Source organism: Caballeronia sp. RCC_10 (genome assembly GCF_041360715.1).
Taxonomy (GTDB): domain Bacteria; phylum Pseudomonadota; class Gammaproteobacteria; order Burkholderiales; family Burkholderiaceae; genus Caballeronia; species Caballeronia grimmiae.
The window spans coordinates 42,488-68,880 of sequence record NZ_JBFUPT010000012.1; the positions used below are offsets into that span (position 1 = coordinate 42,488).

The 26,393-nt window shown below is 62.1% G+C and carries 21 protein-coding genes and 1 pseudogene; 8 read left to right on the forward strand and 14 right to left on the reverse strand.

What is annotated here, in order from left to right; all coding sequences use genetic code 11:
* Nucleotides 1-8: 8 nt before the first annotated feature.
* A complete protein-coding gene (locus tag AB6804_RS20555) occupies nt 9-866 on the reverse strand; it encodes a helix-turn-helix domain-containing protein (RefSeq protein ID WP_370888009.1) in 858 nt (285 codons plus the stop codon).
* Between the two features lie 530 nt (nt 867-1,396).
* On the opposite strand from AB6804_RS20555, the pseudogene AB6804_RS20560 reads away from it, so the two are divergent.
* A pseudogene (locus AB6804_RS20560) lies at nt 1,397-1,588 on the forward strand (IS110 family transposase); the annotation flags it as partial.
* Between the two features lie 88 nt (nt 1,589-1,676).
* Here AB6804_RS20560 and AB6804_RS20565 read toward each other — a convergent pair.
* From AB6804_RS20565 to AB6804_RS20585, 5 genes are all read right to left on the reverse strand, one after another.
* Nucleotides 1,677-3,545: a serine hydrolase domain-containing protein gene (locus AB6804_RS20565; RefSeq protein ID WP_370888010.1), complete on the reverse strand. Its 1,869-nt coding sequence runs from the start codon at nt 3,543-3,545 to the stop codon at nt 1,677-1,679.
* A gap of 357 nt (nt 3,546-3,902) precedes the next feature.
* Nucleotides 3,903-5,654, reverse strand: coding sequence for a nickel ABC transporter ATP-binding protein NikE (nikE, locus tag AB6804_RS20570; RefSeq protein WP_370888011.1), 1,752 nt, complete (start codon nt 5,652-5,654; stop codon nt 3,903-3,905).
* A complete protein-coding gene (locus tag AB6804_RS20575) occupies nt 5,651-6,496 on the reverse strand; it encodes an ABC transporter permease (protein WP_370888012.1) in 846 nt (281 codons plus the stop codon). Before AB6804_RS20575 ends, nikE begins: the two co-directional genes overlap by 4 nt.
* Entirely contained in the window at nt 6,493-7,431 is a 939-nt protein-coding gene (locus AB6804_RS20580; protein WP_370888013.1) for an ABC transporter permease, read from the reverse strand. The genes AB6804_RS20575 and AB6804_RS20580 overlap by 4 nt, the downstream gene beginning before the upstream one ends.
* Nucleotide 7,432: 1 nt before the next feature.
* Nucleotides 7,433-9,169, reverse strand: coding sequence for an ABC transporter substrate-binding protein (locus AB6804_RS20585; protein ID WP_370888014.1), 1,737 nt, complete (start codon nt 9,167-9,169; stop codon nt 7,433-7,435).
* A gap of 476 nt (nt 9,170-9,645) precedes the next feature.
* On the opposite strand from AB6804_RS20585, the gene AB6804_RS20590 reads away from it, so the two are divergent.
* A complete protein-coding gene (locus AB6804_RS20590; RefSeq protein ID WP_370888015.1) occupies nt 9,646-11,289 on the forward strand; it encodes an ABC transporter substrate-binding protein in 1,644 nt (547 codons plus the stop codon).
* 375 nt (nt 11,290-11,664) lie between these two features.
* Here the strand turns inward: AB6804_RS20590 and AB6804_RS20595 are convergent, their stop codons facing one another.
* The 8 genes from AB6804_RS20595 to AB6804_RS20630 form a co-directional block, all read right to left on the reverse strand.
* Nucleotides 11,665-11,994 (reverse strand): hypothetical protein, encoded by a 330-nt coding sequence (locus AB6804_RS20595; RefSeq protein WP_035960314.1) that lies wholly within the window; start codon nt 11,992-11,994, stop codon nt 11,665-11,667.
* A gap of 636 nt (nt 11,995-12,630) precedes the next feature.
* Nucleotides 12,631-12,927 carry an AMP-binding protein gene (locus AB6804_RS20600; RefSeq protein WP_370888016.1) on the reverse strand — a complete coding sequence of 99 codons (297 nt, stop codon included), beginning with the start codon at nt 12,925-12,927 and terminating at the stop codon, nt 12,631-12,633.
* A 291-nt stretch (nt 12,928-13,218) separates the two neighbouring features.
* Complete coding sequence (locus AB6804_RS20605) at nt 13,219-13,365, reverse strand: hypothetical protein (RefSeq protein ID WP_370888017.1); 147 nt, start codon at nt 13,363-13,365, stop codon at nt 13,219-13,221.
* Nucleotides 13,366-13,553: 188 nt separating this feature from the next.
* Complete coding sequence (locus AB6804_RS20610; RefSeq protein WP_370888018.1) at nt 13,554-13,835, reverse strand: hypothetical protein; 282 nt, start codon at nt 13,833-13,835, stop codon at nt 13,554-13,556.
* 174 nt (nt 13,836-14,009) lie between these two features.
* A complete protein-coding gene (locus AB6804_RS20615) occupies nt 14,010-15,905 on the reverse strand; it encodes a putative bifunctional diguanylate cyclase/phosphodiesterase (protein ID WP_370888019.1) in 1,896 nt (631 codons plus the stop codon).
* Nucleotides 15,902-16,426, reverse strand: coding sequence for a YfiR family protein (locus AB6804_RS20620; RefSeq protein WP_370888020.1), 525 nt, complete (start codon nt 16,424-16,426; stop codon nt 15,902-15,904). The genes AB6804_RS20615 and AB6804_RS20620 overlap by 4 nt, the downstream gene beginning before the upstream one ends.
* Nucleotides 16,426-18,447: a TonB-dependent receptor plug domain-containing protein gene (locus tag AB6804_RS20625; protein ID WP_370888021.1), complete on the reverse strand. Its 2,022-nt coding sequence runs from the start codon at nt 18,445-18,447 to the stop codon at nt 16,426-16,428. Before AB6804_RS20625 ends, AB6804_RS20620 begins: the two co-directional genes overlap by 1 nt.
* Nucleotides 18,448-18,693: 246 nt before the next feature.
* Complete coding sequence (locus tag AB6804_RS20630) at nt 18,694-21,888, reverse strand: PAS domain-containing protein (RefSeq protein ID WP_370888022.1); 3,195 nt, start codon at nt 21,886-21,888, stop codon at nt 18,694-18,696.
* Nucleotides 21,889-22,621: 733 nt separating this feature from the next.
* Here AB6804_RS20630 and AB6804_RS20635 point away from each other — a divergent pair.
* The 6 genes from AB6804_RS20635 (at nt 22,622) to AB6804_RS20660 (ending at nt 26,320) form a co-directional block, all read left to right on the forward strand.
* Nucleotides 22,622-23,785: a porin gene (locus AB6804_RS20635; protein WP_370888023.1), complete on the forward strand. Its 1,164-nt coding sequence runs from the start codon at nt 22,622-22,624 to the stop codon at nt 23,783-23,785.
* A 91-nt stretch (nt 23,786-23,876) separates the two neighbouring features.
* Nucleotides 23,877-24,197, forward strand: a complete 321-nt coding sequence (locus AB6804_RS20640) for a flagellar transcriptional regulator FlhD (RefSeq protein ID WP_370888024.1) — start codon at nt 23,877-23,879, stop codon at nt 24,195-24,197.
* Nucleotides 24,194-24,736 carry a flagellar transcriptional regulator FlhC gene (flhC, locus tag AB6804_RS20645; protein WP_370888025.1) on the forward strand — a complete coding sequence of 181 codons (543 nt, stop codon included), beginning with the start codon at nt 24,194-24,196 and terminating at the stop codon, nt 24,734-24,736. Before AB6804_RS20640 ends, flhC begins: the two co-directional genes overlap by 4 nt.
* 102 nt (nt 24,737-24,838) lie before the next feature.
* Nucleotides 24,839-25,141: a hypothetical protein gene (locus AB6804_RS20650; protein WP_370888026.1), complete on the forward strand. Its 303-nt coding sequence runs from the start codon at nt 24,839-24,841 to the stop codon at nt 25,139-25,141.
* A gap of 225 nt (nt 25,142-25,366) precedes the next feature.
* The gene (locus AB6804_RS20655; protein ID WP_370888027.1) at nt 25,367-25,753 is read left to right on the forward strand and encodes a hypothetical protein; all 387 of its coding nucleotides are present in this window, start codon (nt 25,367-25,369) and stop codon (nt 25,751-25,753) included.
* Nucleotides 25,754-25,762: 9 nt separating this feature from the next.
* Nucleotides 25,763-26,320: a hypothetical protein gene (locus AB6804_RS20660; RefSeq protein ID WP_370888028.1), complete on the forward strand. Its 558-nt coding sequence runs from the start codon at nt 25,763-25,765 to the stop codon at nt 26,318-26,320.
* The last annotated feature ends 73 nt before the right edge of the window (nt 26,321-26,393 follow it).

A 26,393-nucleotide genomic window follows, 5' to 3' on the forward strand; every position in this document is an offset into this window, starting at 1 on the left:
GGCGCGCATCATCGGACCGTCGGGCGGTAATGCGCAAGGCGGAACGCGCGGGGCGTGCAGCCTGCATATCGATGAAATACTTCGGTGAAATGCTGCTGTGTCTGGAAGCCCGCGCGTGCAGCAACGTCGATGAGCGGGAGGCTCCCTTCCGAAAGCATCGATTGCGCTAGCTTCAACCTTTCGGTCGTCAGGTAGAAGTGAGGAGCATGCCCCGTCGCGTTCTTGAAAGACCGCGCGAAATGCGACGAGCTCATGTGCACGAGCGCAGCGAGGTGCTCGATCTGGATATTCTCCGAGAGGTGCTCGTGTATGAAGTGTTCCACGACGCTTAGCTTTGCGTGGTTGAGAGTGGTACCCGTGTCGTGCGGATCGGCATGGCGTCCATATCGGCGCGCGAGGTGCAGGGCGATCACGTCGCCGAACGCGGCGAGGCACAGGGGATCCGGGATTCTTCCCGAGTGCAACGCAGAAAGCGTGTTGGCCGCTTCGCGTAAGAAGGGGTCCCATGCCGTGAACCAGCACGGGATAACACACCCCGCAATGCCGAGCGCCTCTCGAGCAGTTTCCATTAGTTGGGCCGCACTGAGCGCGACGACGAGTCCGCACGGATCGTCGACATTCTCGAGTCCGGTGCGAGCCCACGCCGGCACGATTGCGATGAACGGTGCGCTAACGCTTATGGATTCGCATGTACGTGCGCTGCCGCCGACGGCGCTCGCATGTGCAGTGGTCTGGTCCGCGGGGATGACACACAGGATCCATTGCGCCGACTCTTCGGCGCAGTCCGAGCAGGACGTACCGATCGAATGGCAGTGAAAACATTGCAAGTGCGGAGAACCTGTTATTTGTCCCATGGTGCGCGTCACCCTGAGATGCGGGAACCGAAGTTACGAGCCTCGAATTGTAGTGTCCTGTTTTCGTCTATCCTAAGTTTGCTTTGTTATATGGATGAGGACGCGCGGCATTATGGTCCGCAGAAACCGACTTGAGATAAGCGCACGCAGGGGCGGTCGACAGAAACGTTGCGCTTCATGATGGACCGCTTGCGTATATCTCATCGCACCACACCGTTCCGCACGATCGTCTCGATCAGCTTCAGTCTGTTCCATTGAATGCGTCCAGCAATCGGCTTGCCACCGGTTCAAAACCCGGCATTTTTATATAGCGAGAACACGACACAGTGAAATGGCCAGCCCGATCCCGCGACGGTTCCACGACAGCCAGTTCAGTCCACGGTAGAAGCGAGTGCCATGAACGAGGTCACGCTTATCGGTATCGATCTGGGCAAGCATGTGTTTCATCTTCATGCGCAGCATGCGAAGGGCATGATGTGTTCCGCAAGCGCCTTGCGCACCTGCAATTGCTTTCGTTATTCAGTAATCCAAAGATAATAACTATCGTTATGGAAGCGTGCGCGGGCTCGCACTGGCTGGCATGCAAGCTCAACGATGGCGCACGTTGTCAGGCTGGTTTCACCGCAATACGTGCGGCCTTTCGTGAAGGGCACAGGAATGATTGCATCGATGCCGAGGCGATCTCCGAAGCCGCGACCCGGCCCACGATGCGCTCCGTCAAACCTCGCACCGAGGCATAACGGCTTCTCGCAGCGCAAGACAGGGAGCGTGAGGGCCTCGTAGCGAACGCACGGCCGCCATCAACTCCGCGTCCTACAACTGTTAGATCCGCGCGTAAATGGAACTGCCGATCGTCAACGTCGTCGCACCGGGGGACGCGAAACGGATGTCATAGAGGTCGCGTCCAAAATTGCCCGGTACTTTGACCGACATACCGCCTAGCGTATCGCTCACCGGCACGATCAGTTGATAGCGAAGATCTTCGTTCCCGTACAACACATAACCAGGAAGCTCGGCAAGGGTCGCAAAAAACCCGGGCGGATTGCCCAGCACGACAATGGGCACGGCGCTCGGCGAATCGTTGGTCAACGTCCATTGTGTGCCGACGCGTTGCTGCCAAACGGCGTCGAGCGCCGCCAGCGGTGCCAGTTGCTGACCGACCGGGAGCGTCAGATACGCATAGCCCGCGCCCGGCGCGACACGCTTCATCAGATAGCGATAGTTGAACGCATGTCCTTCGCTGTCGTTGCCGGACACGACTGTGAAGCGATACGAAGCCGTATCGGTATCGCTCCAGTACCAGCCGTCGCTGCGGTACTGGTACTTGCCCACTTCCGCCCAGCCTCGCGTATTCGCGGCCCACTGGTTAATCTGCAAACTACTGTCCGCATTGGCGAGCACCTGATACGGCGAATCGGAATTGCCGTAGATGCCCGCGCTGTTCGCGATGCCCGGCCCCGATGCGACCGGCGGCGCCGTGGTGCCGACCTTCGCCGGCAGCGACGAGATCGTGCCGTCTTCCTTCAACGCCGACAGCACCAGCGTTTCGGCAACTTCCCGCGCGTTATAGCCGGCGTTGCCAGTCACAAGCAGCGCGAACTGCGAGCCGGGTACGACAAAAAACTCAGTCGAATAAAACGCAGTGCCGCCGTCTTTCTCCCAACCCAGCACGCCTGCTGCGTTGAGCGCCGGCTGTACTACCGTGTCCCAACCCAGACCCCAGCGCCATTCCGGCGACGGGTTGATCGTCAAGTTTTTAGTCTGATCCTCGCCCATCTGCGCGATGCCCGCTGCGGACACGATGCGCTGCCCTTCGAACACGCCTCCCCCGTAAATCATCTGAGCGAGATTCATCATGTCGGCGGGCGTCGAACTCAGTCCGCCCGTCGCGTACGCATTGACGAATTCCTGACGCTGCACGCCGTCGACGTACGGCAGCGAGAACGATCCACTGGTCGGCACGCTCGTCAGATAGCTGGAGTGGGTCATCTTTAGCGGCGCGAGAATCGCCGACTGGACGAAGTCCGCGAAACTCTGGCCCGTCACGGCGAGCACGATCTGCTCGACCATCGTGAAACCGTCGTTGCAATAGACCGCCAGTTCACCGGGCAGATGCTTCAGATGGGAGTTGGCGAGTTCGGCCTGCGTGTCGGCGGCGTAACCGGCGACCGGTTCAAACGTAAAGAGATTGCGCCCGTTCGTGCCTGGCAGACCGGACGCATGCGACAGCAGATGACGCGTGGTGATCTGCGCGTATTCCGGCGACAGCATCGTGAACGTCGGCAGATATTTGACGATGGGTGTATCGAGCGTGATCAGCCCGCGATCCACGAGGATCATCGCCGCCAGCGCGGGAAACAGCTTGCTGACCGAACCGATATTGAAGCGCGTCTGCGGCGTCGCCGGGATTTTTCCCGGCACCGATGCCAGCCCGACCGCCTGCTGCCACACTATCGCATTGCCCTTGACCATCGCGACGGAGATCGCCGCGACGGGTTGCGACGGATCGCTGACTGCCTGCTGGATCATCTGTTGACCGAGCGCGATGGTCTGCGGATAAGGCGTCGAATGCGTGTCGTCGTGCCCGCAACCGGGCAGCACCGCCGCCAGCATCCCGGCGCCGGTGTAGCCGAGAAACTGCCGCCGGCCTGCGCTGAAAAGCATGCCTTGATTGCGATCGCACTTGGCCACGGCATTCCCCTTCGTTATGGTTCGTGGGACTTGCGAGAAGCACTGTTCGCTGATTTCGGCGCCGCCAGCGCGGTGGCAATGGCCGCTTTGGAATCTGAGCTAGTGACCAGCGTTCTGCTTGCCGTCGATCCACTAAGCCCAAATTCATAGCCGTGCGATGTAACGCTGGTCGCGACCTGTCGGAATCCTACCAAGCTTTGGCCCAATAGTGCGAGCCTAATGGCAACAGCGCTTGTTCTAACGTCCTTGTGCATCATCGTGCCGACACGCCTAGACACTCACACGAAGCGTTATTTCAGACAAGTTCGGGAGCTGGAACCGCACGAATCGGCCCGCCGCACAGCGTGACGTCCACGCTCAAAGCATCGGCTCTCGCGCGAGCGCGCTCGTCTCGTCGAGCCTATCATCATGTCGATGCCGGAACGTCGGCGCCGATGCCTTGAGCAATCGCGTATAAGCGTGCCTCGGATGCGCGAACACTGTGTCCACGTCGCCCTCCTCCACAACGCGCCCGGATTTGAAGACGAGCACCCGATCGCACAGATGCCCCACGACATCGAGGTCATGCGAGATGAAAAGCAGCGCAGTCGAATGCCGCGCCTGCACGGACACCAGCAGATCGAGCACCTGTGCCTGCACGTAGACGTCCAGCGCGGAAACCGGCTCGTCGCAGACGATCAGCGCCGGCTCCGGCGCAAGCGCCCGCGCGATCGCCACGCGCTGCCGCTGCCCGCCGGAAAGCGACACGGGCCGCCGATCCAGATACGCCGCGCCAAGGCCCACCTGTTCCAGCAATTCCACGCTGCGGTCGAGCACGTCCGCCCTGGAAAGACGCCGCGAATGCAGCCCTTCCGCGAGAAGCTCGCGCACGGCATGCCGCGGATCGAACGAACTTAGAGGGTCCTGCGGGATGTATTGCATACGGGCGCGCAGCGCGCGACGCGACGACTCGGCGAAACCAACGCCATTCCATTCGCTTCCCATGAAACGCACGGCCCCGCGATCCGGCGCGAGCAGCCCCAGCACGATATTTCCGCAGGTGCTTTTCCCTGATCCCGATTCGCCGATGATCCCCAGCACTTCGCCTTCGCGCACGCGAAACGACACGTCATCGAGCGCGGTGAAACGTTCGTCGCGCGCACCGCCGCGCCGCCTGTAGGTCTTGCCGATGCCCGCGACGTCGAGCACCACGCGATCCGACGAAGCCGCCCGCGCCGGCAGCGGATCGCGCACGATCGCCGGCATCGAGTCGCACGCCGTCGACGCGATGCGCGCCGAACTCAGCCGATGCCCGCGCGACTCCAGCGATGGCTGCGCGGCCAGTAACTGCCGCGTGTAATCGTGCGACGGATGGTGCAGCACGTCGCGCGTCGCCCCGCTATCGACGACATGGCCGCCGTGCATGACGAGCACGCGATCCGCGATGCCCGCGACCACCGCGAGATCATGGCTGATCAGCAAAACGCCGACGCCCTGCGCGAGACGCCCGGCAAGCACCGCGAGCACTTGCGCCTGCACGGTGACATCGAGCGCAGTCGTCGGTTCATCGGCGATGACGAGCGCCGGGCCGGCCGCAATCGCCGACGCGATCAGCGCGCGTTGCCGCAAACCGCCCGAGAGTTCGTGCGCGTATTGCCGGGCGCGCATCGCCGGTTCGGGAATGCCGACATCGGTCATCACGTCATGCACCCGCGCACGGCGATCCACCCGCGAGCGCAGCACCCGATGATGCGCAAGCACTTCGGCAATCTCCGCGCCGACCGTGCGCAGCGGATCGAGGGAGACGAGTGCGTCCTGCATCACCAATCCGGCAAACGGACCGCGCAAGCCACGCCAGTCGCGCTCGGTGAACGCGAGCGCATCGCGTCCGGCAATCTCGAAGCGCTGCGCACCGATTTGTGCGCCGCGACCCGCCAGGCCGAGCAGACTGCGCGCCGTCAGGCTCTTGCCGGAGCCGGATTCGCCGACGAGCGCGACACATTCGCCGGGGCGAATCGTCAGATCGACGCCTTGCACGAGCGGCGCGCCGCCGTTCGCATGCGCAAAACCAATCGACAGCCCGCGAATGTCGACGAGCAGCCGATCCTGAACCCACGCCTGCGACTTCATGCGCGCACCTCGAACTTGCGTTGCAGGAAGCGGCCGATGACCGCGAACGACAGGACGGTCAACGTGATCGCCATGCCCGGAAACACGCTAGGCCACCACGCGACGCGCAACACGTCGCGTCCCTCGGCGAGCATCACGCCCCATTCGGGCGTCGGCGGTTGCGGACCGAGGCCGAGAAAGCTCAGGCCCGATACGGCGATGATCGCGCTGCCGATATCGATGGTCGCGATGACCGGCACCGCGACGAGCACGTTCGGCAGCACATGCCGGAAGAAAATCTGCGTGCGTGAAAGACCGAAGCTCACGGCATGCGTCACGTAATCGGCGCGGCGCACGACCAGCGCCTGCGAGCGCAGCACGCGCCCGAACTTCGGAATGCCCGCGATACCTACGGCTACAGCGATATTGACGATCCCTTGCCCGAGAAACGTCACCACGAACAGCGACAGCAAGACCGGAGGAAACGCCGACAGCACGTCGAACACGCGCGACGCGGCTTCATCGGCGAGACGGTTCGACAAGCCCGCGAAGAGTCCGACGACGAGCCCGATCGCGAGGCTCACGATCATGCTCGCCAGTCCGATCAGCAATGAATACCGCGCGCCGTAGATCACGCGCGAAAGCACGTCGCGCCCGATGCGATCGGTGCCGAACCAGTGTTGCGAACCCGGTGGCTGAAGTGCGGCGGCGACATCGCTGACGAGCGGATCGAACGGCGTCACGATGCGCGGAAACGCCATTGCAATAGAAAGCGCGACGAGGAAAGCCGCGGCGATCAGCACGTCTGCGGGCAGAGGCACACTCGCACGCGGGGCGAATGCGATACGGTCGACGGTACTCATTGGCTGCGCAGCCTCGGATCGATGAAGAGATAGGCGATGTCGAGCAACGTCGATACGACGACATGCACGAACGCCGCGAGCAACACGACAGCCAGCACCACCGGCACATCCTGCGAGGTCACCGCATTCAGCGTCACGCTGCCGATGCCCGGCCGGCCGAACATCTTCTCCGTGATGACCGCGCCGCCGAGCAGGCTGCCGACCAACCAGCCGCCGAGCGTCACGACGGGCAGCAACGCGTGGCGCAATACATGACGCGCACGCAGTACGAGTTCGGACACGCCGCGTGCGCGAATCGTCGTGACGAACGGTTTCGCGAGCGCGGCTTCGATGGATTCGCGCATGACTTGCGAGAGTATCCCGGCGGTCGGCAACGCCAGCGTCACGGCGGGCAGGACGAGCGCGCGCCAGCCGTTCGCGCCCGATACCGGAAAGAGCCGCAATTCGAACGAGAACGCGATCAGCAGCAACATGCCGAGCCAAAAGACGGGTGTCGACGTGAACGTGAGTTCGATCAGCGACGCGCATCGCGCACCGAGCGCGCTCCACGCCCCGCGCGTGCCCTCGCCGCCCGCCGTGAGCGTCGCCACCAGAATCGCGAGCACCAGTGCGAACGCGCCTGCGGACAACGCGAGCTGCATCGTCGGCCAAAGCTGGCTGCGAAGCACGTCGAGCACCGGCTGCTGCATCACGAAGGACGTCCCAAGGTCGCCATGCGCGAGCCGCAGCAGAAATTGGCCGTATTGCCACGGCAGACTGTGATCCAGCCCCCACTGCGCGGCGATCGCCTCGCGCAAGCCGGGATACGCCAGATCGCCCGCCAGCACGTCTTCGATGCGTCCCGGCAACGCGTGAATCGCGACGAAGGCCACCGACGCTGCGAGCCATAACACGAGCAATCCCGTCAGCACGCGCGTCCCGATTTTTTTGCGCATCTCAGGCTCCCTGCTTGTCGATCCAGATGTCGTAGGCGCTCGCCGGGCCGTCGAGCTGCGGCTCGAACCCGACGCCATGCACGTTCGATTTCGACGCCAGGTGATACACCGGCGCGAAAAGCGGCACGATGAACGCCTGATCGACTGCGCGCTCCTGAATCTCGCCGAGCAGCTTGCGCCGTTCGTCACCGATGGGCATCAGACGCGCGCGATTGATATCGCCGGTGATCTTCTTGTCGGAACCGGGAATCGCGCTGTACAGGAAGCCCTTGTCGCCGAGCATGTCCCACAGTTCCATCGCGACATCGGACGGGTTGTCCGTGTTCGGATAGATGAACCACACGCCCGTCGCCTTTTGATTGGCGAAGTCGCCCGCAGTCGTGATGCGCAGATTCAAATCGAGGCCGATGTTCTGCCGCAGCGCCGACTGCACTGCCCGGATGAGTACGTCGCGGCTGTCGCGCACATAGGGCTGTGGGTATCCAACTTCGACCGTTAGTCGCTTTCCGTCCTTGGTGCGGAATCCGTCCTTGTCACGCGCGGTCCATCCGGCTTCGTCGAGCAGACGGTTCGCATCGGCAATCTTGTTGCCCCACGAACCCGCGAGCTGCTTCGCATAGTCCGGATTGTCGGGACCGATGTTGGACCACGCGCGCCGCACCGTGCCCAGATACACGCTCTTTACGATGGCGTCGAGGTCGAAACCGTCGCGCAGCGCGCGCCGCACGCGAACGTCGTTGGCAGGCGGCACCGTGTAGTTGATGTTCAGCGTGAACGATGTCGTCGCGGACGGACCGTGCACGTACTGGAAGCCATCCACCTTGTCGAACACCGCGATGTCGGTCGGCTGAACGCCTTCGATCAAGTCGACCTGCCCCGAACTCAGCGCGCCCGTGCGCACGGCCGCCTCCGGCAAGAACCGATAAGTGACGCGATCGAGATACGCCGGCCCGCGATGCGCGGCGTTATCGGGCGCCCATTGATAATCCGGGTTGCGCTCGAACGTCGCGTGCTGTCCGCGCTGATACGACTTGAACACGAGCGGTCCTGTTCCGACGATGCCGGGACCGCCGCTGCACAGATCCTTGTTCTCGGCGAGCGCCTTCGGTGAGATGAAGCCGAGCTTCACGCTCGACAGCGATTCGAGCGTCGTGGAGTCGGCCTGCTTCATCAAGAGCTTGACGACATAAGGCGACACCACTTCGACGTGATCGAACGCGACGAGCAACGACGCCGAGGAGGACGTCGTGCTGACATTCTTCAGGATGTAATCGAAGTTGGCCTTCACCGCGTCGCCATTGAAGGGCGTGCCGTCGGTGAACTTCACGTCGTCGCGCAGAGTGAAGGTATAGCCCTTGCCATCGGCGGCAATGGTCCACGACTTCGCGAGCCACGGCGCATAGGTGCCGTCGGTGCGCTTGGAAATCAGCGAATCGATGTAATTGCGGATGACCCAGAACGAGTTCTGCTGCGATGAACGATGCGGATCGAAGCAGGCGGGTTCGGTCGTCACGCCCCAGGTGAGGTCTCCGCCCGCGACGGGTTGTTTCGCCGCCGCACGCGTGGCCGTTGCGGACTCCGATTTGCTGCAAGCCGTGATCGCCGCGCTCAGTGCGAGCGTCATGGATATGGTCAAAGCGCGCGCAAGCGCCGGTTGATTCACGTTCATCGAATGGCATTCCCCGGGCAGACAGAAGACGCGACGCGCCCGCGCCTTGTCCAGCGCAGGAAGCAGCATTCAGGCGGCATCGCGAGAGAGGGGAAAGCTTACGGTCGCCATAACGTGCCAGGCAAACAAGCAAACTTCATAAACTTATCGTTGGCGACATTCCTAGTACTTGCGCCGGGCGCTCACAAAGCGTAGCGATCGTTCGGACTATCGATATGGGGATCGCGCGGTGCGTATTTAGCATTCCGATGTATCCATTGCACGCGAAATGCCTTATCAATTACCGTGCAATGGATAGCTGTTTTTGTCGCTTTGCATTCGGACAAGAGCACGTCATCATGTCCGGCTCTCGCCGATCGAGGAAACATTCGTACTGGCCAGATACTCACCCGGCCAACAACAGGCAGCCGCGATAGCAAGCCCGAAGTCCCGGTATTCGCGCTCGCATTGACAGTCCACCATGTGGCCAATTCATACCCTTGGTACAGTACGACATCGAACCCGCTATCAGGCGGGATGACCATCCTTCTCGTGCTAAAGCGACAATGACAAGAAACGCCGCAACACACCGTTCATGCGCCGCGCCGACGCGTGCGCTCGCACTGTCCGCCTTGACCGTCCTCGCAATGAGCGCAGCGCCGCCATCCGCACAAGCCGCGAGCAAGACGCTCGTGTTCTGTTCCGAAGGCAGTCCCGCCGGTTTCGATTCCGCGCAATATACGACCAGCACCGACTTCGATGCCGGCGCGCACGCCGTCTTCGACACACTGGTCGAATTCAAGCGCGGCACGCTCGATCTCACGCCAGGTCTCGCCTTGACATGGGACGCGTCGCCGGATGCAAAGACGTTCACTTTCCATCTGCGTCATGGCGTGAAGTTCCAGTCGACTTCGTACTTCAAGCCGACGCGCGACTTCAATGCGGACGATGTCGTGTTCACGTTCAAGCGAATGATCGATCCGAACGAACCTTTTCAGAAAGCGCATCCGGTCAGCTTTCCCTATCTGACCGACCTCGGGTACGACAAGAACATCTCGTCCGTCGACAAGCTCGACGATTACACCGTGCGCTTCACGCTCAAGACGCCCGACGTGGTATTCGTGCGCAATGTCGCGATGGAGTTTGCGTCGATCGTATCGGCGGAATATGCCGCGCAGTTGTTGAAGGCCGGCAAGGTCGAGGACTTCAATCAGAAGCCAGTGGGCACGGGCGCTTTCGTTTTCCACGATTATCAGAAAGACTCGACCATTCGCTACGATGCGAATCCGACTTTCTGGAACCGTAAAGAAGTGCATATCGACAAGCTCGTTTTTTCGATCACACCCGACGCCGCCGTGCGCGAACAGAAACTCGAGAGCGGCGAGTGTCAGGTTACGTCGTTCGCACGCCCCGCCGATATCGCGAGTGCGAAGAAGAAGCCGAATCTCGCGGTACTGTCAGGCGTGGGATTCAACGTCGCGTACGTCGGATACAACACGACGCACAAACCGTTGGACAACGTGCTGGTGCGTCGCGCCCTCGACATGGCAATCGACAAGCAGGCGATCATCAAGTCCGTGTATGAGGGCGCCGCCACGGTCGCCACCAATCCGATGCCACCCTCGCAATGGTCGTATAACAAGGCGCTGAAGGACGCGACGCGCGATCTCGCGCGCGCGCGGGCTTTGCTGAAAGAGGCGGGCTTCCCCGATGGCTTCGCGATCACGCTTTGGGCCATGCCCGTGCAGCGCGGCTACAACCCGAACGCACGGCTGATGGCGCAGCTCATTCAGTCCGACTGGGCCAAGATCGGCGTGAAGGCGAACATCGTTACGTACGAATGGGCTGAGTACAACAAGCGCGCCAAGACGAACGGCGAGCACGACGCCATCCTGTATGGCTGGCTCGGCGACAACGGCGACCCCGACAACTGGCTCGGCACGACGCTCGGCTGCGACGCCGTACATGGCAGCAACATGGCGAAGTGGTGCAATAAACAGTTCGACGATCTGCTGGCGAAGGCCCGGCTCGATACGAATCAGAACGCGCGCACCAAGCTCTATGAAGAAGCGCAGGTGGTTTTCAAAGACCAGGTTCCTTATACGCCGATCGCTCACGCCGACACGTTCCAGCCTATCTCAAAGCGCGTGCGTGGGTACTTGATTAGTCCGTTGGGCGGGCATCGGTTCGATGGAATTACGCTGGACTGAGTAAGATCGTCATCGCGACCGAAGTAGCGGTCTTTCGATGCGCTGCGTTGCTTTACTGTTGATCGAACCGGCGTCCGACGAATTGGTAAGTGTGAAGCTTCGACAAGCGTCGTTGCTCTCACGCCGCAGTACACGCCGCGTCGACGGTTGACCTTCGCGCCAGAGCGGCGCGCGCTTGCAGCGCTTCAGTGCCGTGTCCACGCGACCGCGCATGGTTCGGCCGGCCGCGCAAATATCCTGCTCACCCGGCCGAACATTCATCAGAGATCAAAGCGCCTCGACGCGCCGGCAGGCGTTAAGCCGTCGACGCGAAGAACAACAGGCTAAACGACCGCCGCGTCAGCGCAGCGGCCATGTGACAGTCGCGAAAATGCGCTACTTGCCTGCCGGCGACTTCACGCCTGGCGTCGCGAGCGTATTGTTGCTGGTCGCAGGCGCAGCAGGCGCCACGTCGCTATTGGTGCTGCTCGGCAGGCCCGTGCCCTTGGTGGACATGCCGCTCTCCGAATTGGTCATGCCGGGCGTGCCGTATCCGCCGGTCGCGCCGTTGACCTGATTCGCCGGGCTGGCCGTGCTGCCTGCCGCGCCGCCGCCGTTAGCGCCTCCGCCTCCAGCCCCGCCCGCTCCGCCGGCTTGTGCATAAGCGCCGCCTGCCAACGTCAGTGCCGCGACGGCCGCGACTAACGTGCTGATTGCCTTGTTCATGGTTCGGCCTCCTTGATGGGACAGAAATAAGGGTGCAGACGCTTGCCGCCTGCTTCAAAAAAGAGCGCAACGTTCGTGCCGCGTGACGGCGTAACTGGCATCGTCTGAGAAAAGCGCGCGTGCGTGCGCGGATGTTTCCCGGCCATCCGCGCACGATTGCGCCGGTTACTTCGATCGGTGCTGCTGCTTCGCGCCTCCTCCGGCACCCTCATTCTGGCCGGCCTTGGCGTGATTCGCAGGGTGCTGTCCGCTGCTGGGCTTGTCGCTGGATGTAGTCGCCGGGTTGCCCGAATTGGCCCCAGCTTTGGCGTCCTGTTCGGTCTGGTTGCTGGGCGGTGCGGTCTTCATGGAACCCCCGAAGCTGCGCCCGTCACGATCGCTACCTTTTTCGTCAGGTTCATTGGCTTCCTCTTCTTGCCATTGGATTGCACTTGTCCGAAGCGACGCGGTCATGCATCACCCGATTGCATAACGCACGCGCCACACACGCGGTTCTCTTGCGGTAACGATCGTAGATTAAGACGCGCGACTGGTTTTCCGCCCCCTCAAGAATAGGGGCGTCACGCATGTTTCCGCTGTCTATCATTGGCCGGATCGAAATTCGCTCGGGCCCGCCAGTGACCATCAGCGACATCATCAGGAGCTGTGCATCGCTCCCTTCGGGAGGCCCGTGCTGCCCGACGTGTAGATGATCGAGGCGAGGTGGCCCGGCTTCGGCAGGCACGTCCCGCAACGGTTGCTGCCGCGCGGCGAGCGCGTCCCATTGCTGCGCGTCGGGCATCGCCGGCGACCGCGGCAGGCCGACCAGTTGCACGTGCGATGGCAAAGCCTGGCGAATCGCGCGGCGAGGCGTTGAACACGGCGGGGCGCGGATCGCCATTGTGATTTGACCGGACTGGCAACAATCGATCGAATATTGCTAGTACCCGTCATGTGCGATTTTGTCTCAGCGATCCCGCCGCCGGATCAGGCTCGTGACCACCAGAATGCCGGCGAACATCAGCACGCCGCTGGCGACGAGACTCGCGCCGATCGCCGCAGGGCAGGCGCGACGTCAGGCATATAAATCGGCCACGCGGGATGGAAGGCAGGCGCGAATTCAATGGCCGCGATGAAGAAACGGTCGCGGAGTCGATCGGCTGGTCAAGCGCATGAAACGCGATGGTTGATTTGCTCACCATGCGCATCTGCTTGTCGACGATTCAGTCGAATGTGCCGTGGGCCTCAGGCTTCATGACGTTGATCGCTGCGCGCGTGCGCGAAGAAGCCGATACTCGGTGGCGACGGCATGGGGCAAGGACGAACGCGGCGACTGCGGCGCATCTGATCGATCTTGCGATGATCGGCCGCCTGCATCTCGAAGATGCGCACTATCCATTTCGTGCAACGCGCGAATTAGCGTTGCGCAAGTCGTCGACGGTGTTGCCAGCGCAATGCGTACTGGCTCACGCGTTATCCGGGTTCGCAGAGCAGCGATCCGGTGGTATAAGCGTGTTCGCGCGACCATCGACGGCGACGCATCTGAAACGCGCATAGCCGGCGCTGGCCGCGTAGTCACATCAAGAGCCCTTGTAAACGTTACAGGGCAAACCCACCGGGCAGTTGGCCGGGTTGCGTCCCCGCACCCACTCGCCATAGTTGCGCGCACCGGCGTTGGTATCGCCATAAGTGGAACCGCCGTAGTCCGCGCCTTTATACGTGGATGGGCCGTAGGTGGCCGTGCTTGCGTCGGTGGTGTGCGATCCGCGTGCCATCGGCGCACTCTGCTCTTGTGCGATAGCAGCCCCACTTGAGACCAGAACGCCAGCGGCGGCAACCGTTAAAAGATGACGTAGTTTCATGTTGATTCCTCTCGCAAGTTAATTCGCTGCGGCGGAACATTGCAGCTCGTATCCGCGCCCTCAGCGGTATTCGTCTGAGCAACCGGCATACCTGCTACATGCATGCAACTCCCGCTGACGAGTCGCTTTCGCTTCCATATGCGTACAACCCATGGGCCGGCTAACGCACGGCTTTCATGCGAGCTGGCTATCAAACGCTTCGTTCGCAACAAGGGCGCGGAACTGATCGAGTGACATCGGACGACCGGTCAGAAAGCCTTGCACGACATCACAGCCCGCATCGATGAGCCAGGCAAGCTGCCTTGGCTCTTCGACGCCTTCAGCCACCGCGTGCAAACCGAAGCTATGCGCCATCGAGAGAATCGCCGTCACGATGGATTGCCCATCCTCGGGAATGCGCTCGATGAACGAGCGGTCGATCTTGAGCGCGTTCACGGGGAACGCATGCAGGTACGAAAGCGACGAATAGCCCGTGCCGAAATCGTCGATGGACAACAGCACGCCCGCTTCCCGAAGCCGGTTCATCACGTCGATGGCGGTTTCGCGATTCGCGATCAGATGACTCTCGGTAAGCTCCAGTTCGAGCAATGCGGGAGCAAGGCCGCTTGCACCGAGGGCGGCCATCACGTCGGGAACAAAGTTCGGATGCCTGAGCTGTCGCGCCGACACGTTCACCGCGACGCGCACGGCTGCCCCCGGGCACGAGGCATTCCACGCCGCCGCTGCCACGCATGCCCGCTGCAGCACCGTACGCCCGAGCAGTACGATGAGATCGCTGTTCTCGGCGATCGGAATGAACTCTCCCGGCGATACGTCGCCCTCTTCTCCATGCGTCCAGCGCGCAAGCACTTCCGCTCCGACGAGCGTGCCGCTGCCGCATTCGAACTGCGGCTGAAAGACGAGATCGAGCGCATCGCTTTCCACGGCCTTGCGCAACTCCGCTTCGAGATACGCGCGGCGATGCGCGGCGTCCATCATCTCCGCGGAGAACCCGACGACAGTATTCTTGCCCCGGCTTTTCGCTTCGTACAGCGCGATATCGGCGCTCGTCATCAGACTGCCGCTATCGTTGCCCGCTTCGGGAAAGCTCGCGTAACCGATGCTCGCGGTCACGTTGATCTCGCGCCCGCAAAGCGGGGCCGGGCGGCAAAGCGCGGCGCCGATTTCGCCCGCGAGTTCCGCGACCGCCGCGCGCTTCCACGTGCTCGTCAGCGTCACCGCGAACTCGTCGCCGCCCATGCGGCTGACCATCGCGCGTCCGCCGACGGTGCTTTCGAGTACATAGGCGACGTGCTGAAGCAGTTGATCGCCTGCGCCGTGGCCGAGCGTATCGTTGACGGTCTTGAAGTCGTCGAGGTCGATCAGGACCAGCCCGAGATAGCGGCTCGGCTCCTTCGCGCTCGCGAGCCGCTCATCGAGCGACTCATAGAACGTGCGGCGGTTAGGCAGTTTCGTGAGCGGATCGGTGCGAGCGAGATATTCGAGTTCACGTTCGGCCTCGCTCACGCGCCGCCGCATGCGGTTCATCACGAGCGTCGAAATCGATAACGCGCCGAGACACGCGACACCGAGAAAGCACGCGTATTGGACGAGTTGCCGGCGCACGAGATCACTAGTTGCGACCAGCACCACATATCCAAGCAGATGGCCATTGTGTTCGATGGGCGCACGCACGAATACGTCATCGAGCGAGAGCGTGGTGCGATGTTCCGTCGATTGCAGCGTGCCCTCTGCCGCTTCCTCCGGCGTGATGCCTTCACGCGCATAGCGAGTGAACAGCTGCCCATCCTTGCGGTAGACGCTCAGGCTCTGAACATAAGCCACGCGGCCAAGCGAACGCAGCACGTCTTGCGTCGACCGTTCGTCTTCGAACATCAGAGACGCACTGATGTTCTCCGATATCACCGACGCCTGCAGCGTCGCATCGTCATATAACGCGCTGCGAAAGGCCACGGCCTGATACAGCAACAGGACGATGCTCGCGGCCACGAGCGCAATGCCGACACTCACCAGATTCGCGCGGACCGTGAGGCGTCCCGTGCTGCCCTTACGCGTGTTCGTGGCTTTCACTTGAGCCTCCTTGCGAGCCGCAGCAGCTTGGAACTGAGCACGAGCTTGCGGCGCGTGGCTTCGCCATTGTTGATCTCGAAGCGCAGATGATCGTCTTCGGCGACCAGCGCGATGACGGCCTCGCCGTGTGTGATCGCGCCGACGCCCGCGATGATGAGCAAGGCATCGTCGGAGGCGAACGCATCGCGCATTTCTCCGCTGGTTCCGTCGTTGCCGGCGATGGCCAGCACGTCGCAATCGGCGAGCGGCTTGTCGGCGAGACTCGTGAACCGCCACACGCGCGCACCGACCGCACGGCCATTCAATGCCGCGAGTGCTTCGCGCAGCGGGCTGCGCGCGCTGGCGCAGACGCGCAATTCAGCGTTGCCCATGCGATCGGTGGGCCACTGCGTGAATTGCGTGAAGTTGAAGATGTACGCGCTTTCGAGCCTGCGAAGATCGGTTTGCGCATGCGCGCACCATGCCCCGGCCCCACCGGCCGTGAAGAGACATAGCGCGAGGCATCGACGCAATGACATCATCAGAATCCGTAGACCAGTTTGGCGAGCAGCGTGCGGCTCTGCTGCACGATCACGTTCTGCTTGAAGCCGGGCCCGGCGGGATCCGCATAGCGGCGATCGAACACGTTATAGAGCGACACCGACGCATCCGCACGCGGCACCAGCTTCCGGCTATGCACGGTCAAATTCGCGATGCAGTACCCGCTCGCTGAAGCCGTCTGCGCAACCCGCGACGACATGCACTGCACCTCCGCGCCCGCGCGTGCGCGCGCAGCGTAGAACGGCGCGCTGACGTTGAGCTTGCCCACGTGAAGCGGCGAGTTCTGCAATGCGCCGCCCGCGATGGAGTCCCGCGCGAGCTGATACGAATAGCTCGCGCGCACGCGCAAGCTCGTTGCGAACTGCTGCTGCCACGCGAGTTCCGCGCCGCGTGCCTGCGCGCGCTCGACGTTGCGAAAGACATAGAGACCCGTAGCGGGATCGATGGACTCGGTGATGACATCGCGCAGCCTGTAGCGATACAGCGTGACGGTCGCGCGCCCCATCCCGCCCAACGCGCGTTCATAGACGAGTTCCTGCGTGCCGATATGCTCCGATTTCAACAAGGGATTCGCGAGCTGCCCGCCTTCGCCCGGAAACGCGTAGTACATCTCGTAGGCGTTCGGCGCACGGTATGCAGCGCCATAGATGAGCTTGAAGGTATCGCTCGGTGTCGGCCGCCAGATCAGCGCAATGCGCGGGCTGAAGTTGCCGCCGATGCTGCTCTCGGTGTCGTAGCGGCCGCCGATATCGAGTGTGAGCGATTCGGCCAGTTTGATCTCATCGTCGATATAGACGCCGATGCGGTGACTCACCCGATGATCGTCGAGCAACTTCTCGTATGGATCGACGTTGTAGTTCCACTGGTCGCGCGCCGCGTCCATCGTGTAATCGACACCGAATACGATGCGATTTCGCGGCAGGGTTCGCACCGTCGCGTGCACGTCGCCGCCGTACCAGAGTGCGTGATCGCCATCGACGTTCGACGTGCCGGGCGCGGGCACGCTGACTTGCCGGCTCGTGTAGTCGTAATGGCCGCCGTACAGTTCGTAGTCGATCGCGATGTCGTCACGCACGGCCTGCCGGTAGGTGGCATCGACGAAGGCATGCGTGTCCGTCACGCTGAACGGTGCGTTGAACGCCGCATCGTAAGGCGCGCCCGGCACGTTCTTCGTGCGATTGCCGTATCCGGCGCTGATGCGGAAATCGCCGATGCCGAACTTGGCGAACAGCTTCTGATTGCGCTCGCCATCGAGATTGCGGGCGACGCCATGATTCTGATCGGGGGTATCGAATTCGGGGTAATACAGGTCTTGGCCGCGACGTTCATACGCCGTTGCCGACAGCACGAGGTCGGCATTGCGTTCGCCGTGCCAGCCATAGGTCACGCGCGCCTGTTTCTCGCCGAAGCTGCCGAGCGCGCCCGCGATTTGCGCGCCGCCGATATCCGCGCCCTTCTTCGTGATTACGTTGACCGTGCCGAACAGCGCGTTCGATCCATACACGGCCGAACCCGGACCCGGTATGTATTCGATGCGTTCGACGAGATCCATGTCCACCGGAAAGTCCGAGCCGAGCGGCGCCTGATCGTAGACCGCGTCGTTCAGGCGCATCCCGTCGACCAGCAGAAGGAAGCGGCTGTTGTAATCGCCCGGACGCTGAAACCCGCGCGCGCCGAGATACGAATACATGCGATCGGACGTGACATACAGCCCCGGCAGCGTGGCGAGGGCATCGGCAAGCGTGCGCCAGCCGTGATCGCGAACATCGGCGGCGGTCAGGATCACGACCGCGGCCGGCGCGCTCGATGCCGACTGCTCGATGCGCGTGGCTCCGCTGACGGTCATGTCCATCAGCGATTCGAGCGGCAGTGACGCGAGGTCATCGCTCGCCAGCGACGAGGCGGCCGAGGCTTCGACAGGCGGCGTCCATATGCCGAGCATCACCGCCATGAACAGCCCGACAAGCGAAGGCAGCCATGCAACGGCGAAGCACGAAGTCAATGGAGAGGCACCAGGGAGCGACATCTGTACGGCTAGTTATATGAACGTCTGTGCCTCCTTATCGGCATAAGTGTCCGGCTCCTTGAGCCGATAGCGCAAAGATCCCGCTTTGCGGCGGCCTCGATCGGCAACATTTTCTGATGACGCGCCGCTGCCGACAAGGCGGTGTACGAAGCCAACCGCAAAGGCTGAACGGCTATGGCCTCGCACCGCGCATTGCGGCGCGCAGCCGCTGTCCCTGCTGGCTCACGAAGTTTCGACAACGCGCCGAAGCGCGTGCGCAAGCGACGCCGTATCGTACGGCTTGCGTAACAGCACGACGCCGTCGATCGGCGGTGCATCGTTCTGGCCCGTCGCGAAGATGACGGACAGGCCCGGTTGACGCTGGCGTGCGAGCAGTGCGAGTTCGTCGCCGGGGACGTCGGGCAGGCCGATGTCCGTCAGCAGGACATCCACGCCGTGTTTCTCCAGCAAGGCAAGCGCCGAAGTCGAATCGGTCGCCTCCAGTACGACATGACCGAAGCTTTCGAGCAGTTCGACCGTCACGGCGCGAATGAGGTCATCGTCTTCGACATAGAGAATGCGCAGCGACGCGTCCTTGTGTTCAGGCTCGGGTTCCGTACGCAACGGATGGCTGCGCTTGACCGACTCATTGCCCAGCACGCGACGTATCTTGCGCGCAAGCGCCTCGCGCGAGTATGGCTTGCTCAGCAATTCGACGCCCGCATCCAGCCGGCCGCCGTGCACGATCGAGTTCTCGGTGTAACCGGAGGTGAACAGCACCGCAATGCCCGGAATGCGTTCCTTCGCCTTGCGTGCAAGTTCCGTGCTCTTCATCGTGCCGGGCATCACCACGTCCGTGAACAGCAAGTCGATATGCACGCCGCTTTCCACGATGGCGAGCGCGCTGATCGCATCGTTGGCGCGTAACACGCGGTAGCCCAGATCGTTGAGCATGTCGATGACGGTGGCACGGACCTGTTCATCGTCCTCGGCGACGAGCACGACCTCCGTGCCTCCTTCGGTAGCGCGCGAATCCGCCACTACGGGCTGAACTTCTGCTTCGAGCGTGCGCGGCAGATAGAGCCTGACCGTCGTTCCGTGACCCGGCTCGCTATAGAGCTTGATGTGTCCGCCCGATTGCTTGACGAAGCCATAGACCATCGATAAGCCGAGCCCCGAGCCCTTACCTTCCGGCTTCGTCGAAAAGAACGGCTCGTACGCCTTGCTCATGACCTCGGCCGTCATGCCGCTTCCCGTATCGGTCACCGCGAGCATGACGTACTGGCCCGGTTCGACTTCGGGATGGCCATAGGCATACGTGTCGTCCAGCACGGCGTTGACGACTTCGATCGTCAGCTTGCCCTGGCCCTCCATCGCGTCGCGTGCATTGATCGCCAGATTGAGGATGGCATTTTCGAGCTGCCCGGGATCGACGAAGGTATTCCAGAGTCCGCCGCTCATGACCGTTTCGACTTCGATTGCGTCGCCGAGACTTCGCCGCAGCATGTCGTCCATTTCAGCGACGAGTCTCGCAAGGCGCACCGCCTTCGGTTCGAGCGCCTGCCGGCGTCCGAACGCAAGCAACTGACTCGCCAGCCGGCCGCCACGGTTCACGCCGGCCAGCGCCTGCTGCAAGCGACGTTCCGCTTTCTCGTTGCCCTGCACGTCCTTCGATAGCAACTGCAAGTTGCCTGATATCACCTGCAGCAGATTGTTGAAGTCATGCGCGACGCCGCCGGTGAGCTTGCCGATCGTCTCCATTCTCTGCGACTGCTGCAACGCCAGTTCAGTTTGCCGCAGCGCTTCGGCCGCCGCCACGTCGGCGCTGATATCACGCCCCACGGCGTGAATAATGTCGTTATCGGGAACAGCCGTCCACGAAAGCGTGCAATAGCCGCCCTCGCGCCGGCGGAAGCGGTTCACGAATTTCAAGGTCCGGTTGCCGTCGGAGAGGCGTCGGACTTCATCGAGCGTCGCGGCGACATCGTCCAGATGAACGAGGCTCATGAAAGACTGCCCGATCAGTTCGACCGCAGTCCAGCCGAGCAGATCGGTCCACGCGGGATTGACGGAGACGATCGACGCGTCGAGGCCGGCGACGAGCATCAGATCAGTCGAAAGACGCCACATGCGCTCTCGGTCCGCCGCACTCTCCGCGACCTTCTGTTCGAGATCCTCGTTCACGCGCTCGAGAAAATGCGCCGCTGTCTTCTGATCGTGGATGTCCATGTTCACGCCGATCCATCGCGTGATCGCGCCGTCCGCGTTGCGAACCGGCAGCGCCCGGCTCAGGTGCCACCGGTACACACCGTTGACCCCGCGCAGGCGCACTTCGCGTTCGAACGCCTCTTCCGCGCGGACCGCTTGGCTCCACAAGTTCAGCGCGCCGGTCGCGTCGTCCGGGTGCGTCACCGTGGACCAGCCTTCGTCGCGCAGGCTGCCTTCGGGCATGCCGGTGTACTGATAGCTTCGCTCGTTGATCCAGTCGATGCGTCCGCACGCATCCGCCGACCACACCTGACACGGCAAAGCCTGAGCGAAGGTGCGAAACCGCTCTTCGCTTTCGCGCACCGCTCGCTGCGCTTCGATGTGCGCGGTCACGTCATTACCCTGTACGAACACGCCCAGAATCTCGCCCGCGGCGTCCCTCACGGGCTGATAGCTGAAGTCGAGATAGCGCGTTTCACCCGCCATGCCCGCACTCCGGTTGAGCGTCAGCGGCTCCGCGAGACGCGCGGTAGGAACGCCCTCGAAGAAGGCCGCATCGAGCAGTTCGAAGAAGCCTTGACCCGCCACTTCGGGCAGCGCCTCCCTGACGGTCTTGCCGATGATTCCGCGTTCCCCGACGAGTTCCATGTAGGCGGGGTTCGCCAGCTCGAACACGTGTTGCGGTCCCGTCATCATCGCGATGAAGCCGGGCGCCTGCTCGAACATGCGGCGCAGACGCTCGCGATCGTTCTGCAATGCACGTTTCGCGCGGACTTTGCCGGTGGTTTCGACGACGATGGCCATCACCGCGACCGGCTGCCCCGACTCGCAGAAGATGGGCGAGTAGTCGAGGTTCATCCACACCTGTTCCGGCACGCCGTTACGATGCAGCGTCAGTTCCTGATCCTCGTATCGCAAGGTTCTGCCGCTCAGACCGACTTTCATCACGTTGTCGTTGAAGTCCGCGACTTCCGGCCAGCCTTCGCGAACATTCGAGCCGAGTAACACCGGATGCCGGCCCGCAGCGAAGCCCGAATAGGCGTCGTTGTACAGCATGACGCCCGGTTCACCCCATAGCGTGACGATGGGAACCGGCGACGACATGATGACCGACAGCGTGTTCTTCAGAATGCCCGGCCATGTCGCGATGGGGCCCAGCGGTGTGGCCGACCAGTCACGAGACGCGATGATTTCAGAGCAGTTTCCACCTCCCGTCAAGAATGGCGGCATGACTTCGGTAGTTTTGGGAGATGTCATCGAGGAGAGAAGAGGCGAAAAATTCGCAGACGGGATAGTCGAACGATTGTACCTTTGCGTGAACTTCTCTCTTCAGGCCCGGACCGAACACGTATTTCGTCGGCACGAAAAAAAAGCCCCGCCGTTAATGACACGACGGGGCCTGACAAACGGCAATGCCGCTTACTTGCAGTGACGTTCCCAGTGATGATGAACGCGGAGCTTATGGCAGACCGCATGGTGATGCGATGCTGCGAAGGCGGGTGCAATAGCGAAGAACGTGGTGCCTGCAACCAGAGCGGCGAGAACGACCTTTTTCATGACTTGGCAATGTGTGAAATGAAGAAGGCGTCATGCTAGCAGCGCTAGTTTACGGACTCTTTGCAACCACCACCGATATGAATGGACGCCCTTCTTCGTGTGGCGCGCAGCCCACATCATCTTTCTGACCGGCTCAAGAAATTACCGTCTGTAATGAGCTGCCCCGGCGAATGCGCACGCGCGCACTCAACGCAGTCACGCAATTACTTCCTTCGCAGCACTTGCCCCGCAATACTTACGCAATATTCCGTAACCCGCGCGACACCGCTCAGCCGATTTCTTCGCAATTCTCCGTGCTTTAATCCGCGCTCCGATGCGTCGACAGATCCATCGGAAAGCCGGTCCGCGTCGTCCATGCATGAGAGCGGCGCGTCGACCGACGCACTGGCCATCCTGGAGAAACAGAGTGAAGAAATTCTTTATTGCCTCGAATGCGTTCAAGACGCTTACGGCGTTGACGGCGCTCGGCGCGATTGCAAGCGCAGCGCATGCACAAAGCAGCGTGACGCTTAACGGCCTCATCGACGCGGGCCTCACCTACACGAACAATCAAGGCGGCTCGCACAACGTTCAGGCGACGAGCGGAGCGGTCAATGGCAGCCGCTGGGGCCTGCGCGGCGCGGAAGATCTGGGCGGCGGCCTCAAGGCGATCTTTACCCTTGAAAACGGCTTCAACATCATGAACGGCAAGCTCGGGCAGAACAGCCGTGAATTCGGCCGACAGGCCTTCGTCGGACTGTCGAGCAACGTCGCGGGCGCACTGACGCTCGGCCGTCAATACGATTCCGTCGTCGATTATCTCGGCCCGCTGGCTCTCACCGGCACGCAATACGGCGGCACGCAGGCAGCGCATCCGTTCGATAACGACAACCTCGACAACTCGTTCCGCATCAGCAATTCGGTCAAGTATCAAAGCCTGAACTATGCCGGCTTCAAGTTCGGCGGCCTTTACGGCTTCTCGAACGATGCGGGCGGCTTTGCAACGAACGGCGCTTATAGCGTCGGTGCGTCGTACAACTACGGTCCGCTGAACGTGGCGGCGAGCTACATGCAGTTGAACAACGCGGGCGCGACGCTGAACGCAAGCGGCGCGGTCAGCGATGACGCCACGTTCAGCGCAGCGCGTCAACGCACGTTCGGCGCAGGCATCAGCTACGCGTTCGGGCCGGCGCAAGCGGGGTTCGTGTTCACGCAGACGCGCCTCGACGGTGCAACGGGCATCGGCGCATCGGCGTCGGGTACGACCAGCGGCATCACGCTCGACGGCGGCAGCGCGCGCTTCACCAACTATGAATTGAACGGCCGCTACAACCTCACGCCCGCATGGTCGCTGTCCGGTGCATACACGTTCACCGACGGCCATCTCGATGGCGTCGATCCGAAGTGGAATCAGTTCAGCCTGCAAACCGCATACTCGCTGTCGAAGCGTACCGACGTCTATCTGCAAGGCGTGTATCAGCACGTGAGCGATGTGGGCGATTCCGGCATCACGGCTGCGATCAACGGACTGTCTGCCTCGTCGTCGAACAGTCAGGTGTCGGCAACGGTCGGCCTGCGCCATCGCTTCTGATGCGATTGATCTCGTAACACCGTGAGCAAGAGCGGGCGCATCGCGCGAGACGCGATGCGCCCGCCTTCCCATCATCGAACCAATGTCAACGATGACCATCGCCCCGGAAAGCCTCGCGCAGATTCGCGAACTCAACCTCGCCTATCTGCTGCTCGCACGACGCCTGCTCGATGAGGACCGCATCATGGCGATGTACCGTCTCGGGCTGGACGATACCGCCACGCGCATCCTGTCGGCGTTGACGCCCGCGCAAACGCGACGCCTCGCCGAATCGACCGAACTCGTCTGGCGATTGCGGCTCAACGATGTCACGACGCTCAGGGCACTGGTCGATAGCGATCAACGCAAGCCGCTCTCGCATCTTCATGTTTCGATCGTCCTCGGAGAAGAAGCGTGCAAGCGCAGATCATGAACGCTAGTGCCGCGCGCGCGCCTGTCGCAGGCAGGAGCATCGTCGCGGAAGTGCGAGAAATCATGCTTGCCGAAGAACTCATCCGGCTCGGCGCGCGGCTGCAATTGCTCGAAGCGGAAACGACTCTTTCGCGTGACCGGCTGCTGAAACTCTACAAGGAAGTCAGAGGCGTATCGCCGCCCAAGGGCATGCTGCCCTTTTCGGCCGACTGGTTTCTCACGTGGCGGCCCAATATTCATTCGTCGCTCTTTCATTCGATCTTCCGTAACGTCCGCCCGCTCGTCGCCGAGAGCGACGCACGTGCGACGCTTCGTGCGCTCATCGAGAGCTATCGGCTTTATCTTCAAACGGTGGAGGCGCACGGCGAAGAGGCAGTGCTGTCTTTCACGAGGGCATGGACGCTGCCGCGCTTCTTCGATGCAGGCGTGCTGCATCTGAACACATGCACGCGCTGCGGCGGCCGCTTCATCGGCCACGCATGCGATGACTTCACATGCGGTCTGTGCCAACCTCCATCGCGAGCAGGCAAGACCGGTTGATCGCGCAAGACTGGTAAGGGTTCGAAAGGATCGACAGCCTCAGGCGCGTCGAGCATGCGCCGTTATGCCGGACTGGCAAAACGTCTTACGAAGAGGCACACGATGCAGATAGGCGGTTCGAATCCATCCCCTTATGCGGGCATGACCGACATGCCCGCGCGACGCGACGCCGACACCCACGCCACGAAACAGCAGATCGCACCGGATACGGTCACGACACAGGCAGTGGAACCCGCACCGGTAGCGACAGAGGCGGCGGCCTCGTCGGTCAAGCAGTTCGCATCGGGCGCGCTCGGCCTCGACAGTCCCGGCACATCCAGCGACGACACCAACGCGTTCTATACCGCCGGCAAATGGGTCGCAGCGGCAGTCACCGTCGGCAAGATCATTTCGTTGTTCGTATGATGTCCGGAAAGATTCGATAACATCCGGAAAGAACCTCGTCACCTGCAACGCTTCTCGCCGCATTGATTGCGGATGTGCTAAGCGAACATATCGATGCACGCTGCGTGAACCCTTTCATCGGACGCAGCGGCTTTTCAACGATAAACGTCCAGGCTCATGCACGCTCATACTCATAGAAAGTCTCTCCATTCTTCATTGCACGCCGTGCTCGCCGGCTTCGCGCTCATGCTGCCCATGTTGCACGCATCGGCAGAAGAGGTGCCGGATGTCTGCTCCGCACTGAAGTCCATCGTCGCCGCCGACTCCTTCGCGGCGCTCGGCAGGAACGCGGCGCTGATGCCCGCTGGATCGCCCGGTCAAGGCACATGCCGCGGCAGCCGTCATGTCTACGATTGCCGCTGGAAGGCGCACTGGGGCGCCGATGGCGTAGTCGCCGATCCGCTGCAGGAACTCGGCGCGGATATCGCCGCATGCTTTCCCGATGTGCGCCATGACGTCAACACGGCGACGTGCCAGCACTTCATCGTGCGAGACGATACGGCAAAGCATGCTGTGAGTCTGACCGCGAGCATCGACGGTCCTTCCTCGCTGCGTCTGCGCGTAGCGCGTTAAGTCAACACCATGCGCGCAACCGGCATGCTCACGCACGCGCTGCGGCAATTCATGCGATGCGTTGCAATCGCCGTATGCGCGAGCGTATCGTCCGGTTGCACCTGGACGCTCCTCACCGCCGCCGATACTGCGGGCTCGCTGGTTCAGGCGGGCATGTCGGTCGCTTCGAAGTACTCGTCGCCGAACTACGTCACGGGTGCGCCCGCCTCGCTGCGATCCATCTGCATCGAACTGAATCAGACGATGCCCGCCGGAGATATCGTCCCCGTGCTGCAGATAGCGTTGCAGCGTCGCGGTGTCGATTCGATGGTCTATAACCCCGGCACGTCGCCGCCCGGCTGCGAAGCGATGCTCGTCTATGCAACGACCACGAGCTGGGGCAATCCGAGCTTCAGCGACGATCCCGAAGCGTATCTGTCCGCCATCGACCTGACCTTGTTGCGTCAAGGGCACGTACTCGTGACGGCCCGTTATCAGGCGCATGGTTACACGCTCGACCGCTTTTCGAGCGCGCAGCAAAAAGTGGATGCGCTCGTCGACAAGATGGTGGCGTCGCGCGGGCCGTAGTTCCTTTCCGTGCCTTTCACAAGGCAAGACTCACCCGAACGCGATGTTATTCTGGCCCGGCCTCTGGATACGT

Excerpts from the sequence above, each read along its gene's own strand:
- AB6804_RS20580 (WP_370888013.1), bottom strand. The coding sequence starts at position 7,431 with ATGCGCAAAAAAATCGGGACGCGCGTGCTGACGGGATTGCTCGTGTTA.
- AB6804_RS20640 (WP_370888024.1), top strand. The coding sequence starts at position 23,877 with ATGACCATCGCCCCGGAAAGCCTCGCGCAGATTCGCGAACTCAACCTC.
- AB6804_RS20600 (WP_370888016.1), bottom strand. The coding sequence starts at position 12,927 with ATGACGGGTACTAGCAATATTCGATCGATTGTTGCCAGTCCGGTCAAA.
- AB6804_RS20655 (WP_370888027.1), top strand. The coding sequence starts at position 25,367 with ATGCTGCCCATGTTGCACGCATCGGCAGAAGAGGTGCCGGATGTCTGC.
- AB6804_RS20620 (WP_370888020.1), bottom strand. The coding sequence starts at position 16,426 with ATGATGTCATTGCGTCGATGCCTCGCGCTATGTCTCTTCACGGCCGGT.
- AB6804_RS20650 (WP_370888026.1), top strand. The coding sequence starts at position 24,839 with ATGCAGATAGGCGGTTCGAATCCATCCCCTTATGCGGGCATGACCGAC.
- AB6804_RS20590 (WP_370888015.1), top strand. The coding sequence starts at position 9,646 with ATGACAAGAAACGCCGCAACACACCGTTCATGCGCCGCGCCGACGCGT.
- AB6804_RS20595 (WP_035960314.1), bottom strand. The coding sequence starts at position 11,994 with ATGAACAAGGCAATCAGCACGTTAGTCGCGGCCGTCGCGGCACTGACG.
- nikE (WP_370888011.1), bottom strand. The coding sequence starts at position 5,654 with ATGAAGTCGCAGGCGTGGGTTCAGGATCGGCTGCTCGTCGACATTCGC.
- AB6804_RS20660 (WP_370888028.1), top strand. The coding sequence starts at position 25,763 with ATGCGCGCAACCGGCATGCTCACGCACGCGCTGCGGCAATTCATGCGA.
- AB6804_RS20585 (WP_370888014.1), bottom strand. The coding sequence starts at position 9,169 with ATGCTGCTTCCTGCGCTGGACAAGGCGCGGGCGCGTCGCGTCTTCTGT.
- AB6804_RS20575 (WP_370888012.1), bottom strand. The coding sequence starts at position 6,496 with ATGAGTACCGTCGACCGTATCGCATTCGCCCCGCGTGCGAGTGTGCCT.
- AB6804_RS20630 (WP_370888022.1), bottom strand. The coding sequence starts at position 21,888 with ATGCCGCCATTCTTGACGGGAGGTGGAAACTGCTCTGAAATCATCGCG.
- flhC (WP_370888025.1), top strand. The coding sequence starts at position 24,194 with ATGAACGCTAGTGCCGCGCGCGCGCCTGTCGCAGGCAGGAGCATCGTC.
- AB6804_RS20610 (WP_370888018.1), bottom strand. The coding sequence starts at position 13,835 with ATGAAACTACGTCATCTTTTAACGGTTGCCGCCGCTGGCGTTCTGGTC.